The 22,932-nt window shown below is 66.8% G+C and carries 17 protein-coding genes; 16 read left to right on the plus strand and 1 reads right to left on the minus strand.

From position 1 onward, the window contains the following. Window positions 1-72 precede the first annotated feature (72 nt). From ASF77_RS11550 to ASF77_RS11610, 13 genes are all read left to right on the plus strand, one after another. Window positions 73-1,302, plus strand: a complete 1,230-nt coding sequence (locus ASF77_RS11550; protein ID WP_056339191.1) for a glycosyltransferase — start codon at window positions 73-75, stop codon at window positions 1,300-1,302. Then, window positions 1,284-2,573: a phenylacetate--CoA ligase family protein gene (locus tag ASF77_RS11555; RefSeq protein WP_056339193.1), complete on the plus strand. Its 1,290-nt coding sequence runs from the start codon at window positions 1,284-1,286 to the stop codon at window positions 2,571-2,573. Before ASF77_RS11550 ends, ASF77_RS11555 begins: the two co-directional genes overlap by 19 nt. A 118-nt stretch (window positions 2,574-2,691) precedes the next feature. Further along, complete coding sequence (locus ASF77_RS11560; RefSeq protein ID WP_229445397.1) at window positions 2,692-3,765, plus strand: glycosyltransferase family 4 protein; 1,074 nt, start codon at window positions 2,692-2,694, stop codon at window positions 3,763-3,765. Next, on the plus strand, window positions 3,762-5,756 hold the full coding sequence (locus ASF77_RS11565; RefSeq protein WP_056339195.1) for an alginate lyase family protein: 1,995 nt from the start codon (window positions 3,762-3,764) through the stop codon (window positions 5,754-5,756). Before ASF77_RS11560 ends, ASF77_RS11565 begins: the two co-directional genes overlap by 4 nt. 40 nt (window positions 5,757-5,796) lie before the next feature. Further along, complete coding sequence (gene wecB / locus ASF77_RS11570) at window positions 5,797-6,915, plus strand: non-hydrolyzing UDP-N-acetylglucosamine 2-epimerase (protein ID WP_056339197.1); 1,119 nt, start codon at window positions 5,797-5,799, stop codon at window positions 6,913-6,915. Between the two features lie 8 nt (window positions 6,916-6,923). Next, window positions 6,924-7,673, plus strand: coding sequence for a WecB/TagA/CpsF family glycosyltransferase (locus ASF77_RS11575; protein ID WP_056339199.1), 750 nt, complete (start codon window positions 6,924-6,926; stop codon window positions 7,671-7,673). Between the two features lie 148 nt (window positions 7,674-7,821). Next, window positions 7,822-8,826: a UDP-glucose 4-epimerase GalE gene (galE, locus tag ASF77_RS11580; protein WP_056339201.1), complete on the plus strand. Its 1,005-nt coding sequence runs from the start codon at window positions 7,822-7,824 to the stop codon at window positions 8,824-8,826. Window positions 8,827-8,940: 114 nt separating this feature from the next. Next, window positions 8,941-10,104, plus strand: a complete 1,164-nt coding sequence (locus tag ASF77_RS11585; RefSeq protein WP_056339203.1) for a sugar phosphate nucleotidyltransferase — start codon at window positions 8,941-8,943, stop codon at window positions 10,102-10,104. An 11-nt stretch (window positions 10,105-10,115) separates the two neighbouring features. Further along, a complete protein-coding gene (locus tag ASF77_RS11590; protein ID WP_056339205.1) occupies window positions 10,116-11,534 on the plus strand; it encodes a mannose-1-phosphate guanylyltransferase/mannose-6-phosphate isomerase in 1,419 nt (472 codons plus the stop codon). 165 nt (window positions 11,535-11,699) lie between these two features. Continuing rightward, a complete protein-coding gene (locus ASF77_RS11595; RefSeq protein ID WP_056340326.1) occupies window positions 11,700-12,476 on the plus strand; it encodes a PEP_CTERM-anchored TLD domain-containing protein in 777 nt (258 codons plus the stop codon). Between the two features lie 10 nt (window positions 12,477-12,486). Continuing rightward, window positions 12,487-13,566, plus strand: coding sequence for a TIGR03790 family protein (locus ASF77_RS11600; protein WP_082493733.1), 1,080 nt, complete (start codon window positions 12,487-12,489; stop codon window positions 13,564-13,566). Between the two features lie 167 nt (window positions 13,567-13,733). Continuing rightward, entirely contained in the window at window positions 13,734-16,727 is a 2,994-nt protein-coding gene (locus ASF77_RS11605; protein WP_056339207.1) for an ExeM/NucH family extracellular endonuclease, read from the plus strand. 11 nt (window positions 16,728-16,738) lie between these two features. Then, window positions 16,739-17,302 carry an NF038129 family PEP-CTERM protein gene (locus tag ASF77_RS11610; protein WP_056339209.1) on the plus strand — a complete coding sequence of 188 codons (564 nt, stop codon included), beginning with the start codon at window positions 16,739-16,741 and terminating at the stop codon, window positions 17,300-17,302. Window positions 17,303-17,380: 78 nt separating this feature from the next. On the opposite strand, the gene ASF77_RS11615 is transcribed toward ASF77_RS11610, so the two are convergent. Continuing rightward, complete coding sequence (locus ASF77_RS11615; RefSeq protein ID WP_056339211.1) at window positions 17,381-17,644, minus strand: hypothetical protein; 264 nt, start codon at window positions 17,642-17,644, stop codon at window positions 17,381-17,383. A 262-nt stretch (window positions 17,645-17,906) separates the two neighbouring features. Between ASF77_RS11615 and ASF77_RS11620 the strand changes: the two genes are divergently transcribed. From ASF77_RS11620 to ASF77_RS11630, 3 genes are all read left to right on the plus strand, one after another. After that, a complete protein-coding gene (locus ASF77_RS11620) occupies window positions 17,907-18,380 on the plus strand; it encodes a hypothetical protein (RefSeq protein WP_229445401.1) in 474 nt (157 codons plus the stop codon). Between the two features lie 496 nt (window positions 18,381-18,876). After that, complete coding sequence (locus ASF77_RS11625; RefSeq protein ID WP_056339216.1) at window positions 18,877-19,605, plus strand: NF038120 family PEP-CTERM protein; 729 nt, start codon at window positions 18,877-18,879, stop codon at window positions 19,603-19,605. Between the two features lie 44 nt (window positions 19,606-19,649). Then, a complete protein-coding gene (locus ASF77_RS11630) occupies window positions 19,650-22,847 on the plus strand; it encodes a S8 family serine peptidase (protein ID WP_056339218.1) in 3,198 nt (1,065 codons plus the stop codon). The last annotated feature ends 85 nt before the right edge of the window (window positions 22,848-22,932 follow it).

Consider the following 22,932-nt stretch of genomic DNA (forward strand, 5'->3'; position numbering starts at 1 on the left):
GCTTGCCCCACGGCGGCCCTTTTTACGGGTGGCGCGCGCTAGTATCGACCGGGACATCTCGACAGGGCTCCCATGCACACCCGGCCATTTTCGATCACCTACATCGTCCGCGACCCGCTGCCGCCCCTGCGCGCCGACGTCGCGACCCTGTTCGGCGCCGAGATGCCGCGCCATGGCGTGCGAACCGAACTGGTGGGGCAGGGCGGCGGCCCCGGCGGCACGCCCTGGCACGGCGGCGGCATTCATGTCGTCGGCAGCCTGAGCAGCCGCTTTGCCAGCCTGCTGGCGCCGCTCTGGGATGCGCTTGGCCTGCTGCGCGCCTGGCGCCGCGTGCGGCCGGACTGCATCCAGGTGCGCGACAAGGTCGCCAGCGCGCTGCTTGCCATGTTAGCGGCGCGGCTGCTGCGCATTCCCTTCCTGTACTGGATGTCCTTTCCCATCGTCGAGGGCTTCGAGGCGCGCCGCGATGCCATCCGGCGCGACGGCCGCCGCCGCGCCTGGCTCGCGCATGCATTGCGCGCAGCGCTTGCGCGGCCCCTGCTGTACCGGCTGGCGCTGCCGCGCGCCGATCACGTGTTCGTGCAGAGCGAGGCCATGCGCGACTGGCTGGCCGCGCGCGGCATCGCGCGCGCGCGTATGACGGCGGTGCCGATGGGCGTCGATGCCACCGTGTTCGACCGCGCCGCCATCCGGCCCAGCCAGGATCCGCGCCTCGACGGCCGCCGGGTCGTGCTCTACCTCGGGCGGGTGGCGCGCTCGCGTCGCTCGGACTTCCTGCTCGCGGTGGCCGACCGCCTGCGCCGGGAACTGCCGGACGTCCTGCTCGTGATCGCCGGCGACGCGCCTTCGCAGGACGAGATGGCGTGGATGCGCGGCGCCATCGCGGCGCACCGGCTCGGCCACCACGTGCTGCTGACGGGCTGGCTGCCGCAGGCGGCGGCGCTGGGCTACGCGGTGCGCGCCGAGGTCGGCCTGTCGCCGATACCACGCGGGACGCTGTTCGACGTGTCCTCGCCGACGAAACTGGTCGAATACCTGGCGCTCGGCATTCCCGGCGTGGCCAACGACATCCCCGACCAGCAGCAGGTGATCGCCGACAGCGGCGCCGGCCTGTGCGTGCCGATGCAGCCCGGGGCCTTTGCCGCCGCCACGCTGCGCCTGCTGCGCGAGCCCGAGCTGGCTGCGCGCTGCGCTGCCCGCGGGCCGTCCTGGGTGGCGGCGCACCGCACCTACGACATCCTGGCGCGCGAGGTCGCCGGCGCCTACCACCGCATCCTGACGCCATGTGGATCTGGTCGCTGAAAGCCACGCTGCGCTCGCTGGCGCGCACGCTGCTGCGCGGCCTGTGGGGCCAGTTGATGGTGGCGCCGCGCCTGGCCCGGCACGAGCGTTCGGCTGTGGACTTGAACGCCGACATCGCCCGCCGCGCGCGGCGCCTGGCCGTCGCGGTGCCGGCGGACGGCACCCGGCTGGGGCGGGTCGATCCGGACGCGCGCTTCGTTACCAAGGCCATGCTGCGCGACCAGCCGGAGCGCTTCGTACGCCCACGCGGGCCGGGTTCCCTGCTGCGCAACACGATCCGCACCAGCGGCACCTCGGGCACACCGCTCTCGCTGGTGCAGACCCTGGGGGCAACCATCCGCGAGGAGGGCTTCATCCAGCGCCAGTTGCGCTGGATCGGCTGGSGGCCGGGCGAGCGCCGCGCCTGGATCCGGGGCGACGTCGTCTGCGCCGCGCGCCCGCCCGACAGCCGCTACTGGTGCCACGACTGGTGCGGCAGGATGCTCCTGATGTCCTCCTACCACCTGTCGGAGGCGAGCATGGGCCGCTATCTCGACGCGCTCGAAGCCTGGAATCCGGCCGTGCTGCATGCCTACCCCTCGTCGGTTGCGGCGCTGGCGGCCTGGCTGGAGGCGCACGGGCGGCGCTACCGGGGACCGGCGCTGCGTGGGGTGCTGACCTCGTCCGAGACGCTCGAACCGGCCGTGCGCGCGCAGGTCGAAGGCGCCTTTGGCGTGCGCGTCTACGACTGGTACGGGCAAGCCGAGCGGGTCGTGGCGATCGGCAGTTGCGAAGAGGGCAGTTACCACGTGCTGACGGACTACGGCGGGGTCGAGCTGCTGGACACCGGCGACGCGGACGGCAGCTGCGAGCTGGTCGGCACCACGTTGAACAACCCGGCCATGCCCCTGCAGCGCTACCGCACCGGCGACCGGGTGCTGCCTGGCGAGGGCCGGCCTTGTCCCTGCGGCCGGGTGTTTCCGACGGTGCAGGCGGTGATCGGGCGCCAGGAACGCAGCGTGGTCTTGCCGGACGGGCGCATCGTCACGCGCCTGGACCGCGTGTTCCAGGGACACGACCGGCACCTGATCGAGGGACAGGTGTTGTACGCCAGCGACGGCCGCTTCCGCCTTCGGATTGTCGCAACGGACGCGTTTGCCGCCACCCACGAGCGGGCTTTGATCGCCGCTTTCCTATTGCGCGTACCGGGCGTAGAAGTAGTGGTGGAGCGCGTTCCGGCGATCCCGCGCGGGCCGAACGGCAAGTTCGAGTTTATTGCCGTCGAAGGCTGAACCGTGCGCGGAAACGGCAACTGTTGATGTATGATCGAAATATTGTGCCTTTATCAAGAATAGTGAGACCGTCCACCGCCATCAGATTGTCGGGCCCTGCCGCCGTCGGAGCGCGCGCATGAAAGCGTGCGCGCCGCGCATCCTGATGCTGGGTACCGCTCCCGAGGGGCGGGGCGGCGTGGCGGCACTGGTGGCGGTATTGCGCGGCAGCGGCCTGTTCGAACGGGCGCAGGTGCATTACGTCTGCACCCACCGCGAAGGCAGCTTCGGAACGAAGCTGAGGACGGCGGCGGGCGGTTTCTGGCAGGCCGTCCGGGCCTGCCTGTGGCGCCCTCCGGCCATCGTCCATGCGCATGCGGCTTCGCATGCGAGCTTCACGCGCAAGTCCCTGCTCCTGTGGCTGGCGCGCTGCGCCGGCTGCCAGACCATTTTCCACCTGCACGGCGGCGGTTTTCGCCAGTTCGCCACGCTCGAGTCGGGCGTTCTGATGCGGCGCTGGATCCGCCATACGCTCGAGCGCAGCTCGCTCGTGATCGCGCTCACCGAAGGCTGGGCCGGTTTTGTCCGCAGCTTCGCGCCGCGCGCGCGCGTCACAGTGGTGCCGAATGCGGTGCCCCTGGCGCCGGCCAGCGTGCACCTGGCCGAACCCGGCCGCGTGCTGTTCCTTGGCCGCCTCGAGGCGGCCAAGGGCGTGCACGAACTGCTGGACGCCGTCGCCCTGCTGGCCCCGCGTTTCCCGAACCTGCGCCTGGTGCTGGCGGGCGAGGGCGACCCGGCGGCCTGGCGCCGCGCCGCGGATGCGCGCGGCATCGGCGCGCGGGTCGAACTGACCGGCTGGCTCGATGCCGGCGCGCGCGCGGAACAACTGGCGCGGGCGGGCGTGTTCTGCCTGCCTTCGCACGCCGAGGGCTTGCCGATGGCGCTGCTCGAAGCGATGGCGGCGGGCAAGGCCGTAGTCGCGAGCGCGGTCGGGGGCATCCCCGAAGCCGTGCGCGACGGTGCGGAAGGCTTGCTGGTGGCGCCGTGCGACAGTGCGGCGCTGGCGGCGGCGCTGGCGCGCGTGCTGGACGACGCCGGCCTGCGGGCACGGCTGGGCACGGGCGCGCGCGCGCGGGTGGCGCAACACTATTCAACCGAAGCGGTCTGCGGCCGGCTGGCTGCGATCTACAACGACTTGGCGGGGACTCGATGAACGCAACAGTACGCATGGTGTGGTGGGTGAATCGTCTGCGCTGCATGTCGGTGGCCGAAATCGGCTACCGGGTGCGCCGGGCGGCACGCACGAAAATGGCCCGTGGGGCCGCCTTGCGCGCCGTGTCCGCCGCAGCCGCGCCGCTGCCGCGCGCCCGCACCTTCAACGTCCAGGGCGCACCCGCCCTCAGTCCGGCCCAGGTCGAGGCCCTGCTGGCCGAGGCCGACCGCATCTGCGCCGGCCACGTGGTGCTGTTCGCCGACCGCAGCTTCGACGTCGGCGTGCCTACCGTCTGGAACCGCGATCCGGACAGCGGTGTCACCGGCCCCGCCGTGTTCGCCGGCGACATCGCCATCGACAACCCCGAGCTGGTCGGCGACATCAAGCACGTCTGGGAACTGAACCGCCACCTGCACCTGGTGCGCCTGGCGCAGGCCTGGTGCGTTTCCGGCGACGTGCGCTGGCTGCACGCGCTGGAACAGCAGCTGCGCAGCTGGCTCGACCAGTGCCCGCCGCTGACCGGCCCCAACTGGACGAGCCCGATGGAACTGGGCATCCGCCTGATCAACTGGGCGCTGCTGTGGCAACTGGTGGGCGGCGAGGCCAGCACGCTGTTCGCAGGCGAGTCCGGCCAGCGCCTGCGCGCTGACTGGTTAGATAGCATCCATGCCCACTGCCGCACCATCTCGCGCAACCTGTCGCGCCATTCCTCGGCCAACAACCACCTGATCGGCGAGCTGGCCGGCCTGTTCGTGGCCAGTTCCGTCTGGCCCTGCTGGAAGGCGTCCGGCGCCTGGATGGAGCAGGCGCGCCGCGAACTCGAGCAGCAGGCGCGCCTGCAGTATTCGCTCGACGGCGTGAACCGCGAGCAGGCTTTCGGGTACCACGTGTTCTCGGCCGAGTTCCTGTTCGTTGCCGGCTTGGTGGGCCAGAGCTGCGACGTGGCCTTTTCGCGCACCTACTGGAGCGTGCTGCAGCGTGCGCTGCGCTTCCTGCGTTCGGTGCGCGACGTCGGCGGGCATGTGCCGATGGTGGGCGACAGCGACGACGGCAGCGTGTTCCGGCTCGATGCCGCCGGCAGCGACCGCGCGGCCCAGCTGCTGGCCCTGGGCGAGACCGTGTTCGGCGCCCAGCCGGCGGTGCACCAGGCCGCGTATCAGGCCGAACATCCGGGCGTGCGCTGGCTGCTGCACGCGCTGCCCGGCAAACGCCCCGACGCCGACCCGCACGAAGCCGACACCGGCTGGGCCTTTCCGGACGGCGGCTACCTGCTGTTCGGCTCGCAGTTCGGCGAAGAGAACGAAATCAAGGGCATGCTCGATTGCGGCCCGCTCGGCTACCTCGGCATCGCCGCGCACGGCCACGCCGACGCGCTGTCGATGACGCTCTCGGTGGCCGGCGAACAGGTGCTGGTCGATCCCGGCACCTATTCCTACTGGCAGGAGCAGAAGTGGCGCGACTACTTCCGCGGCACCTCGGCCCACAACACGGTGCGCGTCGACGGGCGCGACCAGTCGGTCTCGGGCGGGCGCTTCATGTGGCTGAGAAAGGCGCGCGCCGTCATCGAGCGCATGCCGGCCTCGCCCCACGAATTCGATTTCCGCGGTTCGCACGACGGCTACACGCGCCTGACCGATCCGGTGCGCCACCTGCGCAGCGTGCGCTTCGATGCCGCCAGCAGCACCCTGGTCGTGCGCGACGAAGTGGCGGCGAGAAAAGCCCATCCGCTGGAGCTTTTCTGGCACTTTGCGCCCGAACTGAACGTGCGCCTGACCAGCACCGGCCTGCACGTGCGCGGCAAGCGCTTCGCGCTGCAGATGCATGCCACCGGCGCCGATCTGAAACTCGAACTCGTGCGCGGCGCCGAGAATCCGCCGCTGGGCTGGTACTCGCGCTGTTACGAGTCGAAGGAGCCCAGCGACGTGCTCCGTATCTCAACCGTATCGTCCGCCGTTCCGGTCGAGTGCAGGTTTACAATAACGTTTTTCTAATTTGTTTCCATAATTACTATAGTTTCAGGATTTGTCCAAAATGCTTATTTATCTGGTCGCGGGCGCTAGGCCCAATTTCATGAAGATCGCACCGATCGTGCGTGCCCTGCAGGCGCAGTCGGCGCTGTCGTTCAAGATCATCCATACGGGTCAGCACTACGACCGCGAGATGAACGACGTCTTCTTCGAGGAACTCGGCATTCCGCAACCGGACGTCTTCATGGCCGCCGGCGGCGGCAGCCACGCCCAGCAGACCGCGAAAATCATGGTCGGCTTCGAGGAACTGTGCACCGCCGAGCGCCCGGCCGCCGTGCTGGTCGTCGGCGACGTCAATTCGACGCTGGCCTGCTCGATCGTCGCCAAGAAACTCAACATCCCGGTCGCCCACGTCGAAGCGGGCCTGCGCAGCGGCGACATGTCGATGCCCGAGGAAATCAATCGCCTCGTCACCGACAGCATCTCGGACTGGTTCTTCGCCACCGAACCGGCCGCCGTCGAGCACCTGAAACGCGAAGGCAAGGCGGACTCGGCCGTGCACTATGTCGGCCATGTGATGGTCGATAACGTCCTGTTCCAGGCCGACAAGCTGACCCGCGCCGACACCTCCGGCTTCGAGACCGCCGCCTTCAAGGCCACTGCGCAGAAAGATGGCGGCAAGTACGGCGTCGTCACCATGCACCGCCCGAGCAATGTCGACGACCCGGTCATGTTCGCCCGCATCGCCGGCGCCCTGAAGGAAATCGCGAACGAACTGCCGCTGATCTTCCCGGTGCACCCGCGCACCCGCGCCAACATCGAGAAGTTCGGCATCGACCTGGGCCCGAACGTGACCCTGGCCGGCCCGCAAGCCTACATGGCCTTCCTCAACCTGTGGAAGGATGCCGCGGTCGTGCTGACCGATTCCGGCGGCCTGCAGGAAGAAACGACGGCCCTGGGCGTGCCTTGCGTGACCATCCGCGAGAACACCGAGCGTCCGGTGACGGTGGAAGAGGGCTCGAACGTGCTGGCCGGCACCGACCCGGAAAAGATCATGCTGGAAGCGCGCAAGGTCTTGCGTGGCGAAGGCAAGCAGGGCCGCCGTCCGCACCTGTGGGACGGCAAGGCCGCCGAACGCATCGTGGACGTACTGGCACGCGAACTGGCTGCTAAAACGGCCTAGGAAATGGAATGGATGCCGCCATCACGCTGATGGGCTGCAGGATCGACAACCTGTCGATGGAGGAAACCCTCGGCCGGATCGAAGGGTTCATCCGCTCCGGCAAGCCCCATCAGCACGTGGTGGTGAATGTGGACAAGCTGGTCAAGGCCGGCCGCGACCCCGAACTGCGCCGCATCATCAACGCCTGCGCGCTGGTGAACGTCGACGGCATGCCGGTGGTATGGGCGTCGCGCCTGCTGGGCAAGCCGCTCAAGGAGCGGGTCGCCGGCGTCGACCTGTTCGAGGCGCTGATGCGCCGCGCCGGCGAACGCGGCTGGCGGGTATTCCTGCTGGGCGCGCGCGCCGAGGTGGTGGCGGCGGTGGCCGAAACCTACCGGCGCCGTTATCCGCAGCTGGTCGTCGCCGGCTGGCGCGACGGCTACTGGCAGGACGAGGCGGAAGAAGCGGCGGTCGCCGAGCAGGTGCGCGCCAGCGGCGCCGACCTGCTGTTCGTGGCGATCGGTTCGCCGAAGAAGGAACAGTTTCTCGGACGCTGGCAGGAAACGATGCGCATCCCGTTCGCGATGGGCGTGGGCGGCACCTTCGACGTGGCGATCGGCCGCGTCAAGCGTGCCCCGCGCTGGATGCAGCGCGCCGGCCTCGAATGGTTTTACCGCTTCCTGCAGGAGCCGCGGCGCATGTTCCGCCGCTACTTCATCGAGGACATGGCGTTTGTCTGGCTGCTGGCCAAGGAATTCGCGCACGCGCGCAGGCACTGAACACGATGGGCGTCCCGCGGGATGCAACCGGATTAGGGAAGACGACGCGGTCAAAGAGCCGCGGCCGAAAGACAAAGAGGGGGACGGCAGGACGCCGTTCTGGAGCGCCGAAACAGGCGCGCATCAACAGTGAATGAGAGTGACGACAATGAAGATTCTGGTTACGGGCGGCGTGGGCTACATCGGTTCCCACACCGTCGTCGAGTTGCAAAATGCCGGGTACGACGTGGTCGTGGTCGACAATCTCTCCAATGCCCAGCGCTCGGTGCAGGAGTCGGTGCAGAAAATCACGGGCAAATCCTTCGACTTCATCGAAGCCGACATCCGCGACCGCGCCGCCATGGAAGCGGCCTTTGCCGCCCACAAGGTCGACGCCGTGATCCATTTCGCCGGCCTGAAAGCCGTCGGCGAATCGGTGGCGCAGCCGCTGCGCTACTACGACAACAACGTCTCCGGCAGCGTCGTGCTGTTCGAGACGATGGCCAAGTTCGGCGTCAAGACGCTCGTGTTCAGCTCCTCGGCCACGGTCTACGGCGATCCGGCCTCGGTGCCGATCCTGGAAGACTTCCCGCTGTCGGCCACCAATCCCTATGGCCGCAGCAAGCTGATGATCGAAGACATCCTGCGCGACCTGATCAAGGCCGAGCCGGACTGGCGCATCGCGCTGCTGCGCTATTTCAACCCGGTCGGCGCCCATGAAAGCGGCCTGATCGGCGAGTCGCCGTCGGGCATCCCGAACAACCTCGTGCCCTACATCGCCCAGGTTGCCACCGGCCAGCGCGAGAAGCTGTCGGTCTTCGGCGGAGACTATCCGACCCCGGACGGCACCGGCATGCGCGACTACATCCACGTCGTCGACCTGTCGATCGGCCACGTGAAGACCCTGGACAAGCTGGCGCAGGGCCCTGGCCTCGTGACCTATAACCTGGGTACGGGCCGCGGCAACAGCGTGCTGGAAATGGTGCGCGCCTTCGAGGCGGCCAGCGGCCGCAAGGTGGCCTACCAGATCGTCGACCGCCGCCCGGGCGACATCGCCAAGTGCTACGCCGATCCGGCCAAGGCGCGCGATGAACTGGGCTGGGTCGCCACGCGCGACGTCGCCCAGATGTGCGCCGACACCTGGCGCTACCAGACGCAGTCCGGGCAGGCCTGAGCTTCCCGGCACGACAGACACCCGACACATGAATCCGGGCGACAGACGCTGACCAAAACACGACAATGTTTTACAGCCTGCCAGCCCGATAGCACACAGAATAGGACGGTTTTGATGAAAGCAATGATTCTCGCGGCAGGCAAGGGCACGCGCGTTCGCCCGCTCACGTACGACCTTCCGAAGCCGATGATTCCCCTCCTGGGCAAGCCGGTGATGGCCTACCTGGTGGAACATCTGAAGAAGCACGGCGTGACCGAAATCATGGTCAACGTCAGCTGGCTGCACGAAAAGATCGAGGAGTATTTCGGCGAGGGCGAGCAATTCGGCGTCCAGATCGGTTATTCCTTCGAAGGCTATACGACCGACGACGGCACCATCGTGCCCGAGCCGATCGGGTCGGCCGGCGGCATGAAGAAGATCCAGGAATTCGGCCAGTTCTTCGACGACACCACGATCGTGATGTGCGGCGACGCGCTGATCGACCTGGACTTGAAGGCGGCCCTGCTGGAACACCGCCGCAAGGGTGCGATGGCCTCGGTCATCACCAAGGAAGTCCCGTGGGACAAGGTGTCCTCGTATGGCGTCGTGGTCAGCGACGCGAACGGCCGCATTACCGAGTTCCAGGAAAAACCGAGCCAGGAAGAAGCGAAGTCGAACTTCATCAGCACCGGGATCTATATCTTCGAACCCGAAGTGATCGACCTGATTCCGTCGGGCGTCACCTTCGACATCGGTTCCGAACTGTTCCCGCTGCTGGCCGAGCGCGGCCTGCCGTTCTACGCGCAGGGCCGCCCGTTCAACTGGCTCGACATCGGCACCATGTCCGACTACTGGGAAGTGCTGCAGACCGTGCTGACGGGCGAAGTCAATCACATGGACGTGCCGGGCACCCAGATCGAGCCGGGCCTGTGGGTCGGCCTGAACACCAGCATCGACTGGAACGGCACCACCATCGAAGGGCCGGTCTATATCGGTTCGGGCGTACGCATCGAAGCGGGCGTGCACATCGTCGGGCCGACGTGGATCGGCCACGGCAGCCACATTTGTGAAGGCGCCGAAGTTGTCAGGAGTGTATTGTTTGAATATACTCGTGTGTTGCACGATGTAACGCTCAACGAAATGATCGTCTTCAAGGAATATAGTGTCGACCGCGCCGGAGAAATGAAGCACGCGTCCGAGTACAGTTCCGAAGAATGGTTGAATGCGCGCGATCGCCGCCGCAGCAGCCGAAAAGAAAACGCAAGCCAAGTAAAAGCAGTAAGCGGTACCAGCCAATAGAAAGCGAACGCATGAAAATCTACCCAGTGATCCTCTCCGGCGGCGCCGGCACCCGTCTGTGGCCGCTGTCGCGCGCCGTGCTGCCGAAGCAGCTGCTGCCGATCGTGGCCGACAAGACCATGCTGCAGGACACCGCGCTGCGCGTGGCCGGCCTGCCGGGTCTGCAGGCGCCGCTCGTCGTGTGCGGCAACGACCACCGCTTCATGGTGGCCGAGCAGCTGCGCGCGGCCGGCATCACGCCCTTGGGGATCCTGCTCGAGCCGGTCGGCCGCAACACCGCGCCGGCGGTGGCCGCCGCGGCGCACTTCCTGAAGTCGATCGATCCGGAAGCGGTCATGCTGGTACTGCCGGCCGACCACGTGATCGAAAACACGGAAGCGTTCAAGGAAGCGGTTGCCCGTGCCGCGTCCCTGGTGCAGGGTGGCGGCCTGGCTACCTTCGGCATCGTGCCGAAGTCGCCTGAAACCGGCTACGGCTACATCCGCCGCGGCGCGCCCCTGGCCGCCTGCGACGGCTGCTACCAGGTCGAGCGCTTCGTCGAGAAGCCGGATCTGGCCACGGCCGAAGGCTTCGTCGCCGACGGCGGCTATTACTGGAACAGCGGCATGTTCATGTTCGCCGCCGAGCAATACCTGAGCGAACTGGCGCAGTACGCGCCGAAGATCGCCGCCGCGGCCGAACAGGCCATCGGCACCGGCTACCGCGATCTCGATTTTTGCCGTCTTGACGAAACCGCGTTCTCGAACTGCCCGTCGGACTCGATCGACTACGCGGTCATGGAACACACCGCCAACGCGGTCGTCGTCCCGGCCGACATCGGCTGGAGCGACGTCGGTTCGTGGTCGGCCCTGTGGGAAGTGCAGCCGCACGACGAGCACGGCAACTCGCAGCGCGGCGATGTCTACCTCGATGGCGTGAAGAACTCGCTGGTGCGCGCCGAGAGCCGCATCGTGGCCGTGGTCGGCCTGGAAGACGTGGTCGTGGTCGAGACCAACGACGCCGTGCTGGTCGCGCACAAGAGCGCGGTGCAGCGCGTCAAGCAGGTGGTCGACCACCTGAAGTCGAAGGAGCGCACCGAGCACCTGCACCACACCAAGGTCTACCGTCCGTGGGGCCATTACGAAGGGATCGATGCGGGCGACCGTTTCCAGGTCAAGCGCATCACGGTCAAGCCGGGCGAGAAGCTGTCGCTGCAGATGCATCATCACCGCGCCGAGCACTGGGTCGTGGTGTCGGGCACGGCACGCGTGACCTGCGGCGAGAAGATCAGTCTGCTGTCGGAAAACGAGTCGACCTATATCCCGATCGGCATGAACCACCGCCTCGAGAACCCGGGCAAACTGCCGCTGCATATCATCGAAGTGCAGTCGGGCAGCTACCTCGGCGAGGACGATATCGTCCGCTTCGAAGACATCTACAAGCGGTCGTAAGACGCTGCGTAGCACAGGAAAAACGGACGGCAACGTCCGTTTTTTTTCGTCCCGGCATTCCGATCGCCTCTCTTCGATTGGGCAAGGTTCCCAAGTCAACAGTGTGAAGCCCCCTGCGGGTGGGGCATACAATATGCGGGAAGTAGACCTTGTCAGGAGGTGATCGTGAAGACCCGCCTTGCACCCTTCGCACCCGCCACTGCTGCGTTTGTATGTACGCTTGCCTGCGCGCTGGCCGTGCCGCCAGCCGCCGCCCAGAGCGGCGCGCCGCCGCTGGATCCGGTTCTCGAAGGCCAGCTCGAACGCTGGCTCGGCGCCGGCGACCAGATCTTCGAGAACGTCTACACGCGCCAGGGAGAGGTCGACGATTCTCTCGACTTCCACGCCGCCGCCGACGGCCGCGGGCCGACTTTCACCCTGCTGCGGGTGAGCGACCCGGCGGGCCGGGCCTGGCTGGTGGGCGGCTACAATCCGCAAAGCTGGGACAGCGACGACGGCTGGCATTTCACGCCGCGCGAGTTCCAGCGCACCGCCTTTCTCTTCAACTACACCGAGCCCGCCGTCTACCGGCAAGTGCCCGGCAGCTTCGAATTGCCCAGCCAGGGCAGCTTCCAGACCTTCAATGCGATCGACCAGGGCCCGACCTTCGGCGCCGGCCCCGACCTGCTGGTCGACGAGCGCCTCGACACGGCCTTGTCCTGGCGCCTGAGCTATGGCGATCCGGCCGGGGAAGGGCGCAGCATCATCGATGGTTCCGTCGGCGGCCGGTTCTTCGCGGTCGATGCGATGGAGATCTACGCGGTCTCGCCGATTCCCGAGCCCGTCGGGGCGGCCATGCTGGCCGGCGGGCTGGGCGTGCTGGCGCTGGCCGCGCGCCGCCGCGGCCTGGGCAGTGCGGGGACGGTGCGGCCTGCCGCCGCGAACGGCGCCAAGCCCGCCTGACGGGCGGGCCATGGCCCGCACGCCGCTGCCCGCCAACCTGCTTGCCTGCTTGTTGGCTTGCCTGTTTGGCGCGCAGCCGCTGTGCGCCGCGCCCGAGGCAACAACGGCGCAGGCGGACGATCGAGACGAGGTGCTGGCTGCGCGCCACCTCGCCATCGTCATCAACGACGACGATCCGGACAGCGTCGCCATCGGCGCCTATTACCGGCGCCGGCGCGCGATCCCCGCGGCGAATGTCGTCCACGTGCGCATTCCCGGACGGCCGCAGGCGCTCGACCCGGAACGCTTTCGCCAACTGAAGGAGGAGATCGACAGCCGCCTGGGGCCGCAGGTGCAGGCCGTGCTCATGGTCTGGACGGCGCCCTGGAAGGTCGGCTGCCAGGGAATCACGGCGGCCTATACCTTGGGGCTCGATCCCGGCCTGTGCGCGGACACCTGCGCCGCCGGGCGGCCGAGCCGCTACTTCAACGCGCCCGGCAGGCGTCCCTGGCGCGACCACGGCATGCGCCTGTCGATGCTGCTGCCGATCGCCTCGCGCGAGGAGGCCAGGACGCTGGTCGACCGCGGCGTCGTCAGCGGGCTGCGGCGCATGCCGGCGCATGCCTGGTACCTGACGACCTCGGAGGCGGCGCGCAATTCGCGCGCAGCCTTCTTTCCCCGTCCCGGCCATCGCCCGCACCTGGGTCTGACCGTGCATCGCCTGCGCGCCGATGCGCTCGAGGGGGCTTCTGACGTGCTGGTCTACCAGACCGGCAAGGCGCAGGTAGATAAACTCGACACGATCGGCTTCCTGCCCGGCGCGCTGGCCGACCATCTCACCTCGCACGGCGGCGAACTGCTGGGCGGCACCCAGATGAGCAGCCTGCGCTGGCTGCAGGCCGGCGCCACGGCCAGCTACGGCACGGTGGGCGAGCCCTGCAACCACTGGCAGAAATTCCCGAATCCCGCAGTCCTGCTGCGCCATTACCTGCGGGGCGCCAGCGCCATCGAAGCCTACTGGAAGAGCGTCGCCTGGCCGGGGCAGGGGGTGTTCATCGGCGAGCCGCTGGCGGCGCCGTTCCGCCCTCATGCACGAACGCCCGTGCGTTAAGTTTCCGTATGGAATCAATGTGTTGTCGGCTTACCTCATCCGGCGCGACTCTGTCTTGCTTGTTGTCATTCTCCTGTCAAATTGCCTCCGTAATATTGTTTCTGGTAATAAAATGACTATCAGCATCGACAACAGTTGTTCTGTCCTCTTATCTCATTAGGAAGCCCATGAAAATGCCCGTTGCAACGCACACCTCGGCCGGCCGGCTGACCATCCTGGCCGCATTGCTGGCCGGACTGTCGACCAGCGCGTTTGCCGCCTCGCCCGATCTCGTCATCAGCCAGATCTTCACTGGCGGCGCCAGTGGCGGCTCGACCTATAACCGCGACTTCATCGAACTGTTCAATCGCGGCAGCGTTGCAGTCCCATTGAAGGGCAAGAGCCTGCAGTATGCGGCGGCGGACAAGAGCTGGAGCGGAACCAATGCCTTGCCGGATGTAATGCTGCAGCCAGGCCAGTACTTCCTCGTGGCGGGCAATGTGCAGTCGTCCGGCGCCAATATCACCACCCCGATCGACCATAACTGGGCCATGAGCCTGCAGGCCACGTCGGCAAAGGTGGCACTGTCAAACCAGACGGCCCTGATGACGAGCGCGACCGAAGCTGCCGCGACCATCGACATGGTCGGCTACGGCACCTCGGCCACCCAGTTCGAAACCACCCGCGCGCCGACGCCATCGGTCACTACCATGCTGCGGCGCGCAAGCAACGGCTGCACGGATACCGACAACAACGGCGCCGACTTCACCGTCGAACCGGCATCACTGCCGCGCCATTCCACCTCGCCGCTCAACGTCTGCGGCGGCACCGGCCCGGTCGAACCGCAGCCGCAGGCGATCGTCGCCACTTGCCCGGCCAACCTGCAGGTGATGCAGGGCAGCAGCGGCAGCGCCGCGCTGAGCGCGCGCGACACCGACAGCATCGTCACCAGCGCGACCCTGACCTCGGGCGCCGTCGGCGGCATCGAGCTGCGCAACTTCATCGCCGCGGCGAACGCCGGTGCCAGCGCCAGCGTCACCCTGAGCGTCGACGCGGGCGTCGCCGCCGGCAGCTACCCGGTCGTGATCAGCTTCGGCAATAACGACGGCCAGAGCGCCAGCTGTACGGTCGCCGTGCGCGTCGCCGGCCAGCTGACGATCCCGCAAATCCAGGGTGCGGACGCGAAGAGCGCGTACGCCAACAGCGTGCAGACGACCCAGGGCGTGGTCACCGCCATCGTCGGCAGCGGCTACTTCCTGCAGGATCAGAATGGCGACGGCAATCCGGCCACCTCGGACGGCCTGTTCGTGTTCGGCTCGAGCGCCGGCGTCGCCGTGGGCGACCTGGTGCGCGTCACCGGCACCATCACCGAATACACGCCGACCGGCGCGCCCCGTTCGTACACCGAACTGACGAACGTGACGGCAGCGAGCAAGATCGGCAGCGGCAGCATCACCCCGACCAATATCGAGATGCCGACCGACCTGGCGCGCTTCGAAGCCATGCTGGTGCGCTTCACGACGCCGCTGGTCGTCAACGGCAACGGCTCGATCGCCAACCGCGGCGAACTGGTGCTCTCGAGCGGCCGCCGCGAGATCCCGACCAACCGTTATGTACCGGGTTCGGACGAAGCGCGCGCGCTGGCCAAGGCGAATGCGGCTGACTTGGTCGTGCTGGACGACGGCATTTTTGTCACGCCGCCGAGCATTCCCTACCTGTTCCAGGACGGCACCGTGCGTAGCGGCGACACCGTCACCGGCCTGACCGGCGTGCTCGATTACGGCGCCAGCGGTGACGCAGGCGCGGCCTTCAAGCTGCAGCCGACGGAGACCCCGCGCTTCTCGCGCACCAACGAGCGTTTGCCGGCGCCGGTGATCGCCGCCGGCAACGTGCGCGTCGCCAGCGCCAACGTGCTGAACTTCTTCACCGAATTTACCAACGGCACCGACGCCTGGGGCCGCGCCAGCCCGGGCTGCAAGATCGGCAGCACGACGCGTCCATCGAATTGCCGCGGTGCCGACAACCTGGCCGAATTCGTGCGCCAGCGTGACAAGATCGTCGACTCCCTCGTTGCGGTGAATGCCGACGTCGTGGGCCTGATGGAAATCCAGAACAACGGCGACGTCGCCGTCGACTACCTGGCCGAGCAGCTCAACGCCAGGATGGGCGCCGGTACCTATGCCGTCGTGCCCAAGCCTGCCGCGACCGGCACCGACGCCATTCGCGTCGCCATGATCTACAAGCCGAAGTCGGTCACCATGGTCGGCAGCGCGCTCTCGGACGGCGACAGCGTCAACAACCGCGCCCCGATCGCGGCCACCTTCAAGGCAGCCAACGGCGGCAAGTTCTCGCTGGTCGTGAACCACCTGAAGTCGAAGGGCGGCTGCGGCGGCTCCAGCGGCGGCGACGCCGACAGCGGCGACGGCCAGGGCTGCTGGAACGCTTCGCGCGTCGAACAGGCCGCGCGCCTGCGCGACTACTTCCTGCCGCTCGTGACGGCAGCGGCCAGCGACAGCGACGTGCTGGTGGTCGGCGACATGAACGCCTACGGCATGGAAGACCCGATCCGCCTGCTGAACGCGGCCGGCTACGTCAACGAGATCGAGCGCCACGTGCGTCCGTACGGCATTCCTTACTCGTATGTGTTCGGCGCCGAGAGCGGCTACCTCGACCACGCGCTGGCCAGCAGCAGCCTGTCGCCGCAGGTGGCGGGCGTGACCGAGTGGCACAACAACGCCGACGAGCCGGAAGCGATCGACTACAACATCGAATCGGGCGGCGGCCAGGATCCGTACCAGGCCGGCCCGTACCGCGCCTCGGATCACGACCCGGTGGTGATCAGTCTGAACCTGAAAGCGACCTTTGCCGACGTGACCGCGTCGACGACGATCACCCGTACTGCACCGGTGCTGAACCGCCTGACCGGCAAGTACAGCTCGACCGTCAAGATCACCAACACCAGCGGCGCGGCGCTCACGGGCCCGCTGCAGCTGGTGCTCCAGGGCCTGACGGCCGGCGTGACGCTGGACGGCAAGAGCGGTGAGCGCGATGGTTCGCCTTATCTGACCCTGCCGAACGCCACGCTGGCGGCCGGCGCGTCGATCAGCGTGACGACCACCTTCACCAACCCAGCGAAAATCGGCATCGGTTACACCCCGGTGCTGTTCAGCGGCACTTTCTAAGGAACTGACCCATGTTTAACCTGAAAAACCTGTTCACCCGCGCGCTGCTGGCGCTGATGCTCGTCACCGGCGCCGGCGCCGCGCTGGCCGGCCCGACCTACCACGTCACGATCAACAGCGTGGGCTACACCGGCACCGGCGTGCTGGACTTGCAGTTCTCTACCTTCGTGCCGTCCGACGAAGCGAGTCTGTTCCTGAGTAATTTCAGCGGCGACTACACCGGCGCGACCGGCGAGCTCGCGGCCGGTGTGCGCGTGGCTGCGACCGACGGCTTCGGCTACTTCGCACAGACGCTCAACCTGGGCGGAAGCTTCGGCTTCGATGTACGCTTCGATACCGGTACGTTCGACGAAAGCGTAGGGCTGAACGTGGGACTGTTCAGCGATGAGCTGAACCAGTGGCTGGGCCAGAACGGCGCCGTGGCCTTGATCCTGCTGACGCCGGGAGAGGCGGCCCTGGTGGAAGTGGACGCCGCGTTCGCCAGCGCCAGCGAAGTGCCAGAACCGGCTACCCTGGCCTCGCTGATGTTCGGCCTGGCGCTGATGGGCTCGTCCCTGCGCGCGCGCCGCAAGTAAGCATCTCGGGCGGGAAAACAAAAGGCACATCCGGCGCGGGCCGGATGTGCCTTTTTTATTCGATCACCGAAAGTGTGCTCAGCTGCCGTTGCGGCGCATCGCATCGATACGGAAGGCTTCGGCATTGCCGTCGATGACGCGCAGGCCGCTGCAGTTCTGGTCGGCGCAATCCGGGGCCGGCATCCCGCCGGCGGCGGCCGGGTCGACCGAGAGGTCGACGACACGGATGGCGGCGGTCTGGACGCCAGGGACGACGTTTTCCGGCGCCGTGCCGCCGCAGGCGCACAGCGCGGCGGCGAGGAGGGTGATGCTGAAAAAGTTGCGCAGGCTGGAGGTGTTCATGGTGTTGAGGCAGGCTCGTCAGTGATGCGTTCCATTGTAGCGGCAAGTTTTTCCCAATATCAATTGATTCTTAAAAAGATCGAAGCAGATACGAGATATTGAACGCAGAATCTCAGCAAGATGGAAGAAGAAGAGTGCTGATAGTGGGAAGTATCCTACGAGAAATAGAAAGTTCTCATAGTCATCAAAATGCTGGCCGTCGCGTCCTTGCCACAGCTGACTACGTCGTTCGGTGCGCCGCTACGGTTCGGACTTGTCAGCCTTGAAACGAATCGTCCTTGACCCCTGCTTTGGCGCGCGCCATTATCTGCCCATGCGAACCCTCTTTCTCTCCCTGATCATGGCTTGTTCCGCCTGTTCGACCAACGCAGAGCCGCCGGCCGCGCCCAAAGCAGCGGCCCCCGCCGCACCGGTTGCATCCGCCAACCCTGCCGGCGGTACGCTCGAGCAAATCCGTGCCCTGATCGGCAATGCAGCCTGCACCGACGCATCGCAGTGCCGCACCTTGCCCATCGGTGCACGTCCATGCGGCGGTCCCGAAGCTTATCTCGCGTATTCGACCAGCAGCAGTCCCGAGGCGCAGTTGCTGGCATTAGCCGAACGCCATAAGCAGGAGCGTGCAGCGATCCACGCCGCCTCGGGCATGATGTCGAATTGCCGCTTCATGCCCGATCCGGGCGCCGTGTGCGTGGCCGGAACCTGCCAGCTGGCGCCTGCAGGCAAGCCCGCCAGTTAAGCGCCAGGGCAGCGCCAACGCTTCGTCCGTGCACCGGCCTGCCTCAGACCGGCGCTTACCCCTGTCTTCCAGTCGTCGTCTGACACCTGGGATCGCCTCCATCGGCGGCGCCCGGATCGCGCTCGCCTGATTTCGCCTCCGCCTCATCTCCCGCCGAACATTCTCCAGTTGGATAACCCCCATCGCTGCTGGCCTTGCATTTGGCATTTCATGCCGCATTGCAGCAATCTCGCCAAATCAAATTTGCAAAATTGGCAACTTCAATTGTAATTATCTGTCGGCTTTTCTTACACTCTGTTGCAAATTAAAAATTAGGCAAGGGCAAGTTATTGATTATCCGCCAGATTTTTTTCGGGCACGCATCATGCTTTAACTGGAGCGCCAGGCATTTCATCAAGAAAACCTGAAGTTGTGCAGGGGCAGTATTTATCGCGTGACTTGGATCAAGAGTCCGGGGAACAAATTACCGCTGATTTAATTAGAACTGGGGACGACGTTGGCTACCATCGCAAAAACACAAGACCGCAAGGCTGGACATTTCCTGAAATCCGTCATCGCCGCAGCGGCGCTGAGCACCTGCGCCTTCGCGCAGGCAGGGGTGATCGATTTCGAGGGCGACGCGCCGCCGTTCTTCTTCAGCGGCAGCTACACCGAGATCGGTAACTACTGGGTCGAGTCCTACGGCGGTGCGCTGACCAGCGATCTGTCCGGCATGATCATCGACGGCAGCGACCCGACGGCCTGCAGTAACGGCATTTCCTGCCCAACGAACAACACGTCGAAATACTACGCCAGCCTGAACGACGGCTACTTCTACTTCGGCCTGGTCGACGGCTCCCGCTTCACCTTCAACAGCCTGCAGGCGAGCTTCATCGGCGCCGGCCAGCTCAGCTACCCATCCCTGTCCGGCATCATCCTGCTGGAAGGCTTCAACGCAGCTGGTGGCCTCGTAGGCAGCGCCATGCAGGTGCCGCTGTCCGGTCTGCAGGGCGGCTCGTTCAAGTTCAACAGCCTCAGCACCGGCGCCTTCGGCGACAACGCCGTGTCGTACGTGCGCATGCTGGGTTATGCCTGCGATACCAGCGGCAACTGCAACCGCAATGCGAACCTGTCCAACTTCGCGGTCGACAACCTCGACATCACCGTCATTCCCGAGCCGGTCACGCTGGCCCTGTTCGGTCTTGGCCTCGCCGGCCTGGGCCTGTCGCGCCGCCGCCGCGCCTGAGCCGGCCGCCGCTACTTCTACAACAACTATTCGAGACAACAACAATGAAGCATAGCCTCCGTCCTATCTCATTCGCCGTCATGCTGATGCTCGCCGGCGTCGCCGCCAGCACCAGTGCCCAGGAAACGCGCCGTCCGTACATCGTGCAGCTGCAGGATGCGCCCGCGGCGACCTACGTCGGCGGCGTCGAAGGCCTGGCCCCGACCCAGCCGGCGCCTGGCGTCGCCTTCGACTACCGCGCACCGCAGGTGCAGGATTATGTGCGCTATCTCGGCGACCGCAAGAGCGCCGTCCTGGCCACCATCGGCGGCGCCGAAATCATTGCCGACTACGACGTCGTGCTGAACGGCTTTGCCGTGATGCTGACCGACGCACAAGTGCTCGCACTCAAGAGCAATCCGGACGTCGCCGATGTCCAGGCCGACGCCGCGCGCAAGGTCGATACCATTTCGACCTCGCGCTTCCTCGGCCTGTCCGCCACCGGCGGCCTGTGGTCGCAATACGGCCAGGGTTCGCTCGTCAAGGGCGAGGGCATGGTCGTCGGTATCGTCGACAGCGGCATCTGGCCGGAAGATCCGGCCTTCTCCGACCGCGTCGATGCCGACGGCAAGCCGACCACCGACCAGTCGGGCACGCTGGCCTACGCCGGCCGTCCGGCCAGCTACACCGGCTACTGCCAGGCGGGCGAGGGCTTCGACCCCGTCAAGCATTGCAACAACAAGCTGATCGGCGCGCGCTACTACAACGCCGGTTACTTGTCGGCACGCCTGCCGACCAACTGGAGCGAGTACATGTCGCCCCGCGATTCGAGCAACGGCACCGACGGCATCAGCTTCGGCCACGGCGGCCACGGCAGCCACACGGCCTCGACCGCCGCCGGTAATGCCGGCACGCCCGTCACCATCGGCGGCGTGAAGATGGGCGAATCCTCGGGCATGGCTCCTCGCGCGCGCATCGCGGCCTACAAGGTGTGCTGGACCTACGACAACCCGGCCGCGATCGACGGCACGAATGCCTCCAACACCTGCTACAACTCGGACTCGGTCAAGGCGATCGACGACGCGGTCAAGGACGGCGTCAACGTCATCAACTACTCGATCAGCGGTTCGCAGACGTCGGTCGCCGATCCTGTCGAGCAGGCCTTCTACCGCGCCTCGCTGGCCAACGTGTTCGTGGCCGCCTCGGCCGGCAACAGCGGGCCGGCCAATGCCGTGGCCCACATCAGCCCATGGCTGACGACGGTTGCCGCATCGACCCACGACCGCAAGTTCCAGGCCGACGTGGTGCTCGGTAACGGCAACCGCTACTTCGGCGCGTCCTACAGCGAAATCCCGCTGCCGCAAACGGCGCTGATCCGCGCGGAAGACGCCGGCATGGGCGGCTCCTCGGCCGCCGACCTGTGCTACAGCGATGCCGCCGCCGCCGCCGCCAACAATCCGGGCAGACCGCAAGTCATCCTCGACCCGGCCAAGGTCGCCGGCAAGATCGTGATCTGCACCCGCGGCAACAACGCGCGCGTCGACAAGAGCCTCGCCGTCAAGCAGGCCGGCGGCGTCGGCATGATCCTGGTCGACAACGGCGCCGGCCTGGTCAGCGAAGTGCACTCGGTGCCGACGATCCACGTCAGCGCCGCCGACGGCGCTCTGATCAAGGCCTACGCCGCCGCCCAGGCCGCCAACGCGACATCCAGCCTGAGCGCCTTCTACGCGGGCACCAAGCCGGCGCCGATCATGGCCGGCTTCTCCTCGCGCGGCCCGAACCAGGGCGACAGCAACATCCTCAAGCCCGACCTAACCGCTCCAGGCGTCGACATCATCGCCAGCGTCACGGCGACGCTGACCCCGGCCCAGCATGCGGCCGTCGCCGCCGGCACCCTGGTGCCGCCGCCAGCCTACGAGTCCTACCAGGGCACCTCGATGTCGAGCCCGCACGTGGCCGGCCTCGCGCTGCTGCTGCGCCAGCAGCACCCTGACTGGTCGCCAGCGGCCATCAAGTCGGCCCTGATGACGACCGCTTACTCGACCCTGAACGACGGCCTGGCCGGCGCCCAGAACGGCTTGCTGCCATGGTCGCAAGGCGCAGGTCACGTGAACCCGAACAAGGCCACCAACCCCGGCCTCGTGTATGACGCGGGCAAGGCCGACTACGTCGCCTACCAGTGCAAGGTGAACCGCGCGGCCGTGTCGCCGGCTTCCGATTGCACCACCTTCGGCGTCCTGGACGAGACGTATAACCTGAACCTGCCGTCGATCACCGTCGGCAGCATCCAGGGCAACGTCACCGTGCGCCGCACCGTCACCAACGTCAGCGGCACCACCGCCACGTTCACCCCGAGTGGATCGATGCAGGGCTTCTCAATGTCGGTATCGCCTGCGTCGCTGACCCTGGCGCCAGGCGCGAAGGGCAGTTTCACGCTCAAGCTGACGGCCACCACGGCGCCCGCGGATGAGTGGAAATTTGGCCATCTGACCTGGACCGGCGCCGGCGCCACCGTGCGCAGCCCGATCCAGGCACGCGTCGGCCGCCCGATCACGGCGCCGGTCGAGCTGACCAGCGACCGTGTCTCCGGCAGCAAGCTGTTCGGCGTCAAGACCGGCTACTCGGGCCGCATGGGCTACATCAAAGGCGGTCTCAAGGACGTGACCATGGGCGCGCCGGAAACGCTGACACCGAGCCAGATCAACTCGGCCAGCCTGAAGACGATCTGCGCAGCCGGCGCCAGCACCGATTCGGTCAAGGTCTACGACGTGGCCGTGCCGGCCAAGGCCATGGTTGCGCGCTTCGCCCTGCGCCAGGCCGATGTCGGCTCGGCGGCGGACGATCACGACCTGGGCCTGCTGTCGCCGGACGGCACCTGGACCTACTCGGGCAACGACGGCAGCGGCGAAGCGGTGCAGGTCGTCGGGCCGGCCGCCGGCAACTACAAGGTGTGCGTCGTTGCCTTCGGCACGTCGCCGAAAGACGCCGCCATGACCCACAAGCTGTCGTCGTGGGTCGTGACCGCGGCTGACGTCAACAGCAAGTTCCAGGTGGCCCTGCCGGGCAAGGTTGTCGCAGGCAACAACACCTCGGTCGGCGTGAGCTGGTCGGGCCTGGCGCCGAACGGCCGCTACGTCGGCGGTGTCCACTTCACCGATGCCAGCAACGTGATCCAGGCGACGACGGCTGTGCGTGTCGAGACCGGCAGCGCCAGCATCCCGACGCCGCAATCCGAGCGTACCCAGCTGAAACTGCGAGACTAAGCGAACCAAGCGAACCAAGCGAACCAAGCGCGGTTCGAAAGGCGGCCGCCTGCCGGGGAAACCCGGCCGGCGGCCGCTTTTTTTT

The sequence above is a fragment of the Massilia sp. Leaf139 genome (genome assembly GCF_001424165.1).
Taxonomy (GTDB): Bacteria; Pseudomonadota; Gammaproteobacteria; order Burkholderiales; family Burkholderiaceae_D; genus Telluria.